The 11,866-nt window shown below is 39.8% G+C and carries 9 protein-coding genes; 3 read left to right on the top strand and 6 right to left on the bottom strand.

Annotated elements, in window-relative coordinates; all coding sequences use genetic code 11:
- Positions 1-783, bottom strand: coding sequence for a hypothetical protein (locus HJP15_RS16645; protein ID WP_054203040.1), 783 nt, complete (start codon positions 781-783; stop codon positions 1-3).
- 15 nt (positions 784-798) lie between these two features.
- Positions 799-1,269: a CreA family protein gene (locus tag HJP15_RS16640; RefSeq protein WP_054203039.1), complete on the bottom strand. Its 471-nt coding sequence runs from the start codon at positions 1,267-1,269 to the stop codon at positions 799-801.
- A gap of 464 nt (positions 1,270-1,733) precedes the next feature.
- Here HJP15_RS16640 and HJP15_RS16635 point away from each other — a divergent pair, with 464 nt between their 5' ends.
- A complete protein-coding gene (locus HJP15_RS16635) occupies positions 1,734-2,066 on the top strand; it encodes a 5-carboxymethyl-2-hydroxymuconate Delta-isomerase (RefSeq protein ID WP_054203038.1) in 333 nt (110 codons plus the stop codon).
- Positions 2,067-2,089: 23 nt separating this feature from the next.
- Here HJP15_RS16635 and HJP15_RS16630 read toward each other — a convergent pair whose 3' ends face one another.
- Together HJP15_RS16630 and zapE are read right to left on the bottom strand one after the other, a co-directional pair.
- Positions 2,090-4,210: a winged helix-turn-helix domain-containing protein gene (locus HJP15_RS16630; RefSeq protein WP_342884239.1), complete on the bottom strand. Its 2,121-nt coding sequence runs from the start codon at positions 4,208-4,210 to the stop codon at positions 2,090-2,092.
- Between the two features lie 504 nt (positions 4,211-4,714).
- Positions 4,715-5,836: a cell division protein ZapE gene (gene zapE, locus HJP15_RS16625; RefSeq protein WP_170174180.1), complete on the bottom strand. Its 1,122-nt coding sequence runs from the start codon at positions 5,834-5,836 to the stop codon at positions 4,715-4,717.
- A 58-nt stretch (positions 5,837-5,894) separates the two neighbouring features.
- Between zapE and rsuA the strand changes: the two genes are divergently transcribed.
- Both rsuA and HJP15_RS16615 read left to right on the top strand, forming a co-directional pair.
- Positions 5,895-6,593: a 16S rRNA pseudouridine(516) synthase RsuA gene (gene rsuA / locus HJP15_RS16620; RefSeq protein ID WP_054203035.1), complete on the top strand. Its 699-nt coding sequence runs from the start codon at positions 5,895-5,897 to the stop codon at positions 6,591-6,593.
- Between the two features lie 125 nt (positions 6,594-6,718).
- Positions 6,719-8,347, top strand: coding sequence for a methyl-accepting chemotaxis protein (locus tag HJP15_RS16615; RefSeq protein WP_170174179.1), 1,629 nt, complete (start codon positions 6,719-6,721; stop codon positions 8,345-8,347).
- 74 nt (positions 8,348-8,421) lie between these two features.
- Here the strand turns inward: HJP15_RS16615 and HJP15_RS16610 are convergent, their stop codons facing one another.
- Positions 8,422-9,195 carry a YggN family protein gene (locus tag HJP15_RS16610; RefSeq protein ID WP_054455901.1) on the bottom strand — a complete coding sequence of 258 codons (774 nt, stop codon included), beginning with the start codon at positions 9,193-9,195 and terminating at the stop codon, positions 8,422-8,424.
- A gap of 134 nt (positions 9,196-9,329) precedes the next feature.
- Positions 9,330-11,759: a zinc-dependent metalloprotease gene (locus HJP15_RS16605; RefSeq protein ID WP_170174178.1), complete on the bottom strand. Its 2,430-nt coding sequence runs from the start codon at positions 11,757-11,759 to the stop codon at positions 9,330-9,332.
- Positions 11,760-11,866: the final 107 nt, after the last annotated feature.

Below are 11,866 nucleotides of genomic sequence, written 5' to 3'. Positions count from 1 at the left end.
TTACCCTGCCTTTTTCTCATCAAGCGCGAGTAACAGTGGATTAGCAGTGTCATTTACCAATGCTTTAATTTCTTTTTGCGCTTTTTTAAATTGACCACGTAAATGCGATTTTAGATATTTTTTAGACTCTTGATGGCCTTTAAAGTGGCAAATAAGTGCATGCATAAATAACGTTTGCGATTCACTCAAGGCCGCTTGTCTATTAGCATAGGGGTTGTAACATGATCCACATCCGCCCTTAAATTGATACACCGTATTACTCATCATGACACCAAAGCCTAAAAAGCACGCAAGTGCATCACTGGCCTGAGGTAAAAACTCCTTTCCCCCAGGTGGTAACACACCAACATGGTGGATCATGATAGTCGCTAAAGTACCGGCAAAGCTTGCTACTAAATCTTGTGGCTGGTTAATTTGATTTGGATTAAATGACACATTAACACGGTGCGCAGGCGTCACCATTAATTTACTTTGTGCACCTCGAAGCGAGTTAGAAAGCTCAAAATGAGGAAATACTTGAGGTTGTAATTGCGCAGGCCCCACCAATTGAATCGGCCAAACGTGCATTCCCGCATAATTCGTTACACGCTCAAAAACGTTACTCGCCATTTCCTCAATGCTTGATACCGCATCGGGAAAGAACTGATGGTTTGGCAATACTATATCTGTATTATTTATAAAATAATCACTGTCGAAATTTTCAATTGCCCATACAAAAGTATCGATCAGCCACTGCTGTTCTTGCTCATCTAATAATGGTTTTGCTTTAAATAAGGCTAACATAATCTGCTCTTTTAGTTATTGTTGCGCTTGTGCCCACGTCCACGCTTGTGTGTTATACAGCGGCACAGTAGATAATGCGTGATGGTGACTGCCTGTCGACTCTTTTGTTGAGTATGATAAGTACATCAAAGTACGCGTTTGTGCATCATAAACACGGCGGACTTTTAATGATTTAAATAAAATACTCTTTGATGACTTAAAAACCACCTCACCTGATTTACTACGATCTATTGCTTGTAATTGGTCGGCGGTGATTGGTCCCGTCTGACGACATGCAATAGACATATCGGAAGGATCTGCAAAATCTAAATTAGCCTCAATATGGCTGATATGACAAGTAACACCTTTAACAAGAGGATCCTGTTGCGAATTAACTTTAATGTCTTTCGTGGTAAATAAGCCTAAACTGACTGACGCGGCATCATCAGAACACCCCGACACTGTAAAAATAACAGCCAGTAAGCAACCCATTTTTAAGTATTTCATACTGTTCCTTAACGTAATTCAAAGAGTAGGATTTTTATACCCAAACCACCTCAAGATGCCAGTTTCAGTTGGAGTTAAAAGCAATTTAGGCAAGGCATTGATTGCAAGTAATAGTGGCTCTATTATTAAAATCAATCCCTTATAAAAGTAACGCAGTATAAATCGCTTTTAAACCAACCCGTAGGGCGTTTCACAGGCACTAACTCTCATCGTTGACTTCTTAAAAGGGACTGCCATTGTTGCAAAGTAACGCCTTGATATTAAGCCCCTGTGAAACGCTGAATTCAGCTTCTTGAGGTAGTTTGGGTATTTATTTCATTTCAACTATTTTTCAATACTAACACTAAACGTATTTGTAACTATAAAACAAATTTACAACGATATTGCCCACCAGCTAGCTTGTGTGTCTTTATGCATTTGTATTCTGCTAAGATAAACTCAACGATCATTTAAAGGAACCAGTAATGCCACACATTGTTATTGAACACTCTGAAGATTTACCCATTTTACCACAGGTGTTGGTCGAAAAAATTCACCAAGCCGCGTTTGAAAGTAATCTATTCGAACTCGACTCAATAAAGACGCGGGCAATCGCCTATACCCATTATCAATTAGGAGACGGGAAAGAAGGCTTTATCCATGTTGGGGCGCATATTATGCAAGGTCGTACCGTAGCGCAAAAACAACAATTGAGTGAACACTTACTAGCATGCCTAAAAACCTATTGCCGAGAATCAGATAGTTTAAGCGTCAATGTTCATGACATGTCTGACGATATCTACCGCAAATGCACTTAGCGGTACTTTTTAATCGATATAGCTCAAGGTAAATACTGAGCTTTAATGCGCTTTATATCTATTTGTGGTGATTTATAAGCGCTATAAACTAACCAACCAGATTGAGCTATATAAGTCAGCCCTGATGCTCGGCTAAATGCCCGCTCGGGTAAGCGCATAACATCATGATGGCTTTGGTTTGCTAAATCGTAATAACTCAAACGGTAATCAGCCCGATCTACATTAAAATAATAAATCCGCGCAAGGCTTGTTTCATCCGCTTTAACATAATGCCATGCCAAATCATTCGACAAGTTTATATTTGGCACTAGCACTTCTTCCCTACCTGAATCTGCATATTTAACCCAAAGCTGTTTAGCGCTCGGCTTAGCAAAAATTAAATCACCTTGCTGCGTTTCATAAGCATAATAAGCAGGCTGCTCAATCATTTTTCCTAAGTTTTTACCATTAAGGTTAAAACGATGCACATATTTACTATCCGACACTAAAACAGTTTGACTGTCTTTCCCCCATGACACTTTTGCATGGTACTTAAAACCGGTCTTTAACTGCTCACTTACTTGTTTTTCAAAATCATATATATAAAGCTGATTTTTGCCTTTTATGAATAACGTAAAAGCAATGTAACGTCCATCAGGTGACCAAATAGGATTAAAAATACCCGACTTAAAATCAGTTAACTGCCGTCGATTTGTACCATCTTGATCCGCTATCCATAATTCACTTTCATTAGATTCATTAGAGATAAACGTAAACTTATTTTTTAATTCATTAAAATCTGCATAACGCATATTAAAATCAGTGGATAGCACTGGAAATGGAGAGCTGGCAACATTGTCCCCCAACTCAACCCGCATAAGCGTTGAATCTGTATGCCACTGATGAAAATATAAAGTCCCATCGTCTGCATATTCAGGGTAACTTAGCCCTGTAACCTTTGAATCCTGAATAATATTTGTATCTAAATGATAAAAGTAGCCTTGGCGCTGCCCATGTTCTACCGCAGAGAATACCAGCTGACTCTTTTGGGGATGCCAATCTACCCCTCGAAGATCCAAAAAGCCTGATGTGAGTTGTTGTGTATCACCGCTACTAATATCGATTAAAAATAATTCTTCGTGGCCATCGGGTAAATTGCGTGAAACAACCAATTTCGTACCATCTGGAGAAAAAGCCACTGATTCATCCTGAATATTACACGCTTGTTTGCACGGTACTTGGCTAACGGCTTTATCTGATGATAAGTTAATAATATTGAGCTCTGAACTGAGCGTCCCGTCAACTGTTCGCTCGCTGATGTAGACCAACTTATCACCTTGAGCGCTAATATCTAAATCTGTCGTAAAATTTACAGCGCAGCTACCGAGCACCTTTGTAGCTGCACCACTAAGTGTTTGTTCAATAATGTCACATTTACCACCATCTGAACGCCGATAATAATAAATACGTTGCTGATCAGGACTAAAAACGGCACGCCCTTCAATACCATCGCTATTTGTTAAAGCAATAGCAGCTTGCTCGGGAGAAAATAAATCCTGTAAATAAAGGTTGGCAAGTTCACCCGGCTCTCCCCATGAGTACACTAATAAATGGTTGTCGTTTGATACCCCCGGAAACAGCTCTCGCCCTGGGCTTGTAGTTAGTGTTTCAATATGATCAGTTAAGCGTGTTTTGTAATTGCGAGTTTTGCTAGAGTTATCATGTAGGAAATAAAAGGGGCTAGTAACAAACACAATAACTGTAATAACAGCACATATAACTTGCATTGATGAAAAACGAGAAAATATACTTTTTTTAGTGGGTATTGCTACTAATTCATTTTGGGTTAAAGAGCATGGCGTTAGCGTAATTCGGTACCCTGTTTTACGAAGTGTTTCAATATAAATAGTATCGGGGTCAAGCTCTTTAAATGCTTTTCTCAGGTGCCAAATAGCATTCGTAAGTGCTTTTTCACCTACATAGCTATTACCATTCCATACATTTTCAATTAACTCTTCACGAGTAACGGCTTCTGGGTAGCGAGAAACTAAAAAACACAATAGCTCTATGAACTTTGGTTGTAAGACCACTTCAACATTTGCACAACCTAATTTATTCTCAGAGGGTAAAACTCGACAAGGTCCTAACAGAAACGGCTGATTCATATTCATAAACGGCTATTAACACCTCCAATTTAGATACCAGAAAGGATACCCTTTTATAGTGACAAAAAGCAAAGTTACTCAACAAATTAAATAAACGTGTTTTAAGAGCCACAAAAAAATAAACAGGTAACCATTTGTTTTTTAATGAATAGATATAAAATAGATATAAAATAGGGAAATAAACGAGCCATTCTTTATTGAGTTTTTGTCCGCAATTGCATAAAACATTGCCTGTACAAATCTATTCGTTAAAACGTTAACTAAATCTTTGTTCTGCCCGTCCAAAGTAGTGAGCGTACTAACAGTCACAGCCTTAGATAATAAAATAATTCTCATCCTTTTTAGTGGAAGTGAATGTCTAGCATTGTGACTATCGATGGATAGCTAAATATATTAAAAATATAATTAGCTTTATAAATTTATACCTAGCTCGATTTAAATTGAGCTAGATTATATTCCTACTAGGTTGTTACCAAAGGCATGGCTTGAAAAAGCCTGCCTTTTTTAATTTATAAGTGGCCAACTTTGCATCTCAACCAATCGAGATTCAGTTCGTGCATATTCAAAAGCCAATTTTTTACCTTGATAGAGCTGTGCAATAGCAACATCGGCACCAATCACCAATAGCTTACCGCGATCATAAAACTCATCCACTAACGCAATAAAGCGTCTCGCTTCGTCATCGAGTGTATGCTCTTGTAAATCTTGTTTCTCACGTTGATAGCTATCTTCAATACCATGCACTATTTGTTTATTTGTCGCACTTGCTCCCATAACTGGCACGTTTGCAATATAAATACGCGTAAAATGTTGCGCTAAATAAATATAATCTGCGGTGCTACGAGCTCCTGAGCAAAGCGCCATAAAGTCGAACATAATGGCATTTTCACTGCGCACTAAGTACGTCATATTACGACCACAGACGCTAATATTTGAGCCTTGCCTTATATGGTTTTCAGAGCTTTTAAAGTGCGAGATTAATGTACGCTCTAAAGCCCCAACAAAGTAATGCGTCGCTAATTGGCCAAATCTAAAACGGTGATCGACCTCTCCCGCTACATCTATAATATGACAATGCCGCTTAATTAATTCTATCGTAGGTAAAAACCGCGCCCTTTGCAGGCCATTGTAATAAAGCTGTTTTGGTTGACAGTTAGAAGTTGCAACAAGCACGACTTGTCTTGCAAATAATGCTTTAAATAACCCAGCCATGATCATCGCGTCGCCAATGTCAGAAACAAAAAACTCATCAAAACATATTAATTTAAGATTGGCTGACCACTCCTTGGCTATTTGATCTAACGGGTTTTTAATTCCTTGTAATTGCGCTAAACGCTGATGTACTTGCGCGATAAAATGATGGAAGTGTAGACGCGTTTTTTGTGAAATCATCACGCGAGTATAAAATACATCCATCAACATCGATTTGCCTCGCCCGACAGGCCCATGCAAATAAACCCCCTTTACAACAAGCGGTGGCTGCCACCATTTTAGGGGTGTCTGTAAAGCGTTTGCTAACTCATCAAGTGCCGTTACAGCCTTTAACTGCGCAGTATCAAGCTCAAGTTCACCCATGGTGATTTGTGTATTGTAATACTGTAATATTTGTCCGCTTGATACTGTCATGGTATATCACTATCGGCTATAATCGCCGCCATTGTAGCCGACTAAAAATGTGAACCCAATGAAATTCCCTTGCCGCTTAGATAAATTCATTAGCCACCTTGCTGAGATCCCACGTACAAAAGTCAAAGCCGGGCTTAAAAGCAAATTTGCATTAGTTAATGGAGAACTCGCGACCGCACCTGATCTATCAATCAAAGCAACAGATGAAGTAACCTGGCAAGGTAAGCCTCTTGTATTTTTGGGTAAGCGCTATTTCATGCTAAATAAACCGGTGGGTTATATATGTGCCAACAAAGATGACATGCATCCCACCGTATTTGATTTATTTGATGAACCTAACATGAGTGATTTTCATGTTGCCGGTCGCCTTGATATCGATACAACAGGATTAGTCTTGATCACCAACGATGGCGATTGGTCTCATAGAATTACCTCACCAAAACACAATAAGTTTAAAACTTACCTAATTGAAACCATAGAGCCAATAACTGAAGATGCACTAGAACAACTTCGTCAAGGTATACAACTACATAACGAAAAAGAAATCACAAGGCCAGCCATTGCAGAGCAACTTGCTACTTTTAGCTTACGCTTATCAATTAGCGAAGGTAAATACCATCAAGTTAAACGAATGCTTGCAGCCGTAGGCAATAAAGTTGTTGAGTTACATAGAGAGAAAATAGATGGTATTGAACTAGAGCACTCTTTAAAAAGTGGTGAGTATCGACAATTAACATCTGAAGAGGTTAATCTTTAATTCAGCAAGTTTTTTAACTTGAGTAAAAATCACGTAAAACTCCCTAATAATCATTAATTAAATCTGACAACGGGTCGATAAACATGGTAGAAATTTAGGGTCATAATATAAATAAGGGGCTCAATGTGCTGTCAGGTTTAGCATTAAGAACAAAAACTATCCTATTTGCTGGGGCGATGTTTATAGCACTTAATGCTATTGCATTACTTGGCTTACAGTCGCTGCGCCACGCTAGCGAAACCGATAATATTGCGCGTATAAATCAGCTCATGAAAAGTACCAGCAATATTGTCGCACAATTTGAGTTACTCGCTCAAAATGGACAATTAACCCAAGAACAAGCCCGCGAATTTGCAACTAACATGCTTCGTGAAAACAAATACCATGATTCTGAATATGTTTACGTGGTAAATGACGAGCTTGACTTTATTGCCACTCCTCACGATCCCCAACTGCATGGTACGAGCTTTAATGATTTTAAAGATGCCAGCGGTAAAAGTATTGGTCGTATGGTTGAGCAATTAGTTGGTCGTCAAACGAATAAAATTATTACTTACCACTGGGATTCAGTCCGTGATGGCGAAACAGTTGATTTGACCTCAGTAGTACAGAAAACGCCCTACTTTGGTTGGTATGTAGGTACTGGCATTAGTGCTAAAGAAGTCGACGAGCGTTATTGGAATACCGCAAAGTGGTTACTAGGCTTATCCCTTGTTATTGCAATTGTTTTAACTATTGCAATTGCTCGCTTTGGTATTGCTTTGAGCAATGCACTTGGCGGCGAGGTCACTGAAGTTATAGATATAGTAAAACAAGTGTCTCGTGGCAATTTAAACTCACATATTCGTACAGACGCGCCACCTGAGAGCATTATTGCAGCCATGCAATATATGCAGCAAGGTTTACGTGGTGTAGTAGGCAGTATTAAAGACGTCACTGATAGCCTTAAAAGTCAAAGCTTTGATAACGAGTCACGCTCAACTGAACTTGATAAACTAACACTGAGCCTAAATGAAGAAACGCATATGGTCGCATCAGCTATCACTGAGCTTACGGCCTCTGCGCAAACTGTTGTTGAGCATGCAGAACAAGCAGCCTACTCTGTTCAAGAAGCTGAAAATCAAGGGCAAAAAGCCAACGATTTAACAACCGAAGCGGCGGAAACAATTGTACTTCTTGAAAAGCAAATTGACAGCGCTGGTAATAATATCCAGACACTTGATGACGAAGTTAACAACATTGCCAATGTACTGAGTGTCATTCAAAGTATTGCCGAACAAACTAACCTACTTGCACTTAATGCTGCAATTGAAGCGGCCCGAGCCGGTGAGCAAGGCCGTGGTTTTGCCGTTGTGGCCGATGAAGTTCGCCAACTCGCACAACGCACGCAAACCAGCACCGAAGAAATTCGTAATATGATTGGCAAACTACAAACGGCTACGCAAGACGCTAAAACATCTGTAAACCTGAGTATTGCGACTAGCGAACAAACGGTTGCGAAGTCTAAAAATGCCAGTGAAGAACTACAACGCGTTGCATCATCCCTTAGTGCCATTGCACAAATGAGCCACCAAATCGCCACAGCAGCTAAAGAGCAGCTTGACGCAGGAGAAGACACCGCTAGGCGTATCGTGACAATATCTGATACGGCATCAAAGACAGCTGATGTATCGCATCAAGCGCACGCAGCAACTGATTTAATTAAAGGCCTCACCAGCAACCTTGAAGCTGAAGCCGGTAAGTTTAGATCATAAGCACTTATTTACTTCCCATAAAAAAGCCCGCAAAATAAAAGCGGGCTTTTTTTTAGCTATTTAGCATCCCGTGCTTAGGATTTTATTTGCACTAAATCAAAATCAGCTAAGCTTGGTACAATCATTTGCAAACGCGATTCTGTTACATCTAACGAGTTTAAGCATTCACAATATTCAGAGGCCTTTAAGTCAAGTTGGTGCGCTTTTTTCTGGAGTGACTTATCAATTTCTTTCGAAATAATATCCATACGTAAACCCATGTCGTTGATTCGATCTTCAATATTACCTTCACGTGACTTAAACGCATCACCAAGTGAAACCAAAATTGCACCTAATGAGCCATGTACCGCTGAGTGAATTTTTTTACTGATCTCTTCGGTAAAAAAATCATCAATTTTAGATAATGATTGCGGCGCGATGAAAAAGAAGTCATCACCGCGTTTAAATTTATCCATTAATGCACGCTCTACGTACTGCAGTTGTGTTTTTAGTACTTCAGGTTCTTTATCAGACATACCTTCAACAACCTGCTCAATCGCACTTAAACCCAGATTAACACCATCAGTAGCCAGCTCAACTAACTCAGGCACGGTATCGCGAATACCGGCACTAAACTGGGCTAAAACCAAACTTTCCTCATTACTTAAGTCAATCCAATAACCACGGATAAACAATTGATTATCATTATTAATTTGGACGCGTGTTTGGCCTTTATCAACAATACGAATAATATCGTCGGTGATGATTAAACCATGACCTAATTCAACTTCACACTGAGCTTGGGCAGAAAGATGCAGACTTGAAAGTGCTATAGATAACGCCAATATCGACCGAGATAAAAACGCCATAAACACCTCAAAAAGACTAAAAATGGAAGGTGGCTAGGTTAACAAAAAACCAGTTTTATGCAAGAAAAATGGTAGGCGCGATTTTACATCGCGCATGGGTGCCTCAAGTGCGCGGGATAAACCCGCGCCTACATTTAAATAGGTGAACCCGGTGGAATTGGTAATGCTTTAAAGTTTTCAGGCCATTGCCCTGTTTTTAAAAATTGACTTATTTGATCAGCTAAATACTGTTTAAACGCACTATCGCCTACACTGGCACTGCTTAGTAGTGAATCCTGCTGGTAGACTTTATTCAATTTTACTAAGTAATAACGCAGCTGAGCTTGCACTTCTGGCGCTACTTTATCACTGGCCACTAAGTCAGCGAACTGTTTGGCAGTAAGAAGTTGTACTCGCTGGTCAATTTTACCTGCCATGCCTTTTTTACTCTGAATTAAAAACACTTGCTGATACACTTTTGCAAGTAATTCATCCAGACTAAAAAATGCATCACTGCGCACTTGTTGTTGCGCCAAACGGTTTAAACGCTGGCTATTAAGCAATAAAGATAAGCTATGTTGCGCCGCCACTTCAGGAAGTGCCATGGCATCAAGCGTTAACCCCGTGCGACCTACAATGCTTTCTCGATTTTTAGACTCACCATACGCCTTTGGTGGGATCAGCGCTAAAATAGACTCAGGCAACACTAAATTATCTGCATGTAATGTTTCAAAGATAGCTGTTAGAGCAAGCTGCTGAGTTCGTTTTTCAACAACTTGCGCACCTTTTATCGCGGTATCACCCCGTACCTCATAGTCATAATCAACACCTGCAATTAATTTAACCGCAGACTCAACTTGATAACGATGAAATAAATAAAGTGGCACTAACATTTCTTCTAACTGTGAAATCGACACGCCCGTTTTAATATTTTTAATACCAAAATTAGCCAAAGCGAGTTTTCGCACAGCCAGTACACGCGTTAACTCATCACTTGGCGATGCCCCATTATCCCAAAGGTGTGCTGTTGGGTGAGCACCGCCTTTTGCACGCGCATCGGTATCAGAAATAAACTCAAGCCCCTTGGCTTTATTATCAGCCAAAATAGCAGCAAGTTCAGTGTCTTCATCAAGATTAGTGAAATCACTGTAACCATATTTTATAACTTGCGTGTCCCACTGCCCCATACCATGTGCATAACCACGACTAACATCAAGTTCACCTTTATCTGTAAAGCTTAATAATGGGTGTGGGTAATCCATCACTGATGCGCGATCGGCCACTGATGCTGAAAAGTTATGGGCTATACCAAGGGTATGACCAATTTCATGAGCGCTAAGCTGACGAATACGATCTAAAGCCATTGCTTGTAGGGTTTTAGCAACTTCGTTACCCTCTAAGTAAGGCGCAGCTAAGGCTTCTGCTATTAATATATCTTGGCGAACGCGTAACGAGCCAAGCGTTACATGGCCTTTTAAAATTTCCCCGGTGCGAGGATCAATTACGGAGCTTCCATAAGACCATCCGCGTGTAGCACGATGTACCCATTGAATAACGTTGTAGCGAATATCCATCGGATCCGCATCATCTGGTAACACTTTTACAATAAAAGCATTTTTATAACCCGCTTGAGCAAACGCATCATCCCACCACTTAGCACCGTCTAATAAAGCGGTTTTTACTGGCTCAGGAACACCTGGATCTAAATAATAAGTAATCGGCTCAACAGGATCGCTTATCGGTAATGAGGGATCTTTTTTACTAAGACGATGACGCGGTATATACCGTACCAGCATTGACTCGCTCAAAGGCGCTGCATAGTCTTTGTGTTCAATACTCCAATACCCTGATTGAGGGTGAAATTTACGCGGTGTGTAATTATCATCAGGTAATTGAATTAATGAATGATGCATATGCACAGTTAATGCATAAGGGTCGGCACTTACTTGACGTATAAACTCCCCCGGTTGAGAGCCTTTAAAAGTGAGTACAGCCTCAAGCTCAGTGTTTTTAACAAACGCTTTTGAACGTTCAACAAGCACAGCACTGCGATTTTCGTCTAAACTAAAGTTACCTTGTTTACGCGCAGCGAGTGTTCGGCTTACACCATGTACATCACTCAATAAATAAGGAGTGTAATCAATCAATACGGCTTGTGGGTTTTGTGCAACAACTTTAAAACCCGCTAAAATACTTGATGCAAACGCTTCTTTTATACTTTTTTGTTCAGCTTTATTTGTGGTATTTGCACGATAATAAGTATTGATTGCTCTGAGCATCACTTTGTCGCCAAAGCGCTCAAACTGCACTAAATGTGTATTGCCAAGTTGGCCTCGGTCCAGGCCAATATCGTTAGAGCCAACACCGTAAGGTAAACTTTGTTGTAGTAAAAATTGCTGTTTCAGTTTATCTACTTTTAAGTAAATTTTACCGTTTTCATTATCGTAGTAAAAAGAGAAATAGCCCGGAAAATGATTCATTTGTTCAGTAAAATCATTTATAGACTTAATTGCTGCGTGCGCTTGGGTTATCATAGTTAGCAACACAGTAAAGAGTATGTAACGTATCAATGGTATTTTTTGCATAATCTTATCTTTGTTATTCGCGTTTTAAGATTGTATGGGTACTTCCAGTATAGGATGTTACATCTAAAATACAGTTATTTAAGACGAAATTCAGCGCTTGCTGTCAT

This window comes from Pseudoalteromonas sp. NEC-BIFX-2020_002 (assembly GCF_013002825.1).
In the GTDB taxonomy this organism is placed as follows: domain Bacteria; phylum Pseudomonadota; class Gammaproteobacteria; order Enterobacterales; family Alteromonadaceae; genus Pseudoalteromonas; species Pseudoalteromonas neustonica.
The sequence above is the reverse complement of the archived record's forward strand: the minus strand, read 5'-3'. Positions and strand labels throughout refer to the sequence as shown.

Bases quoted from the DNA above. Each gene is read 5' to 3' on its own strand.
- HJP15_RS16605 (WP_170174178.1), bottom strand. From the start codon at position 11,759: ATGCAAAAAATACCATTGATACGTTACATACTCTTTACTGTGTTGCTA.
- HJP15_RS16630 (WP_342884239.1), bottom strand. From the start codon at position 4,210: ATGAATCAGCCGTTTCTGTTAGGACCTTGTCGAGTTTTACCCTCTGAG.
- HJP15_RS16610 (WP_054455901.1), bottom strand. From the start codon at position 9,195: ATGGCGTTTTTATCTCGGTCGATATTGGCGTTATCTATAGCACTTTCA.
- HJP15_RS16640 (WP_054203039.1), bottom strand. From the start codon at position 1,269: ATGAAATACTTAAAAATGGGTTGCTTACTGGCTGTTATTTTTACAGTG.
- HJP15_RS16645 (WP_054203040.1), bottom strand. From the start codon at position 783: ATGTTAGCCTTATTTAAAGCAAAACCATTATTAGATGAGCAAGAACAG.
- HJP15_RS16635 (WP_054203038.1), top strand. From the start codon at position 1,734: ATGCCACACATTGTTATTGAACACTCTGAAGATTTACCCATTTTACCA.
- zapE (WP_170174180.1), bottom strand. From the start codon at position 5,836: ATGACAGTATCAAGCGGACAAATATTACAGTATTACAATACACAAATC.
- rsuA (WP_054203035.1), top strand. From the start codon at position 5,895: ATGAAATTCCCTTGCCGCTTAGATAAATTCATTAGCCACCTTGCTGAG.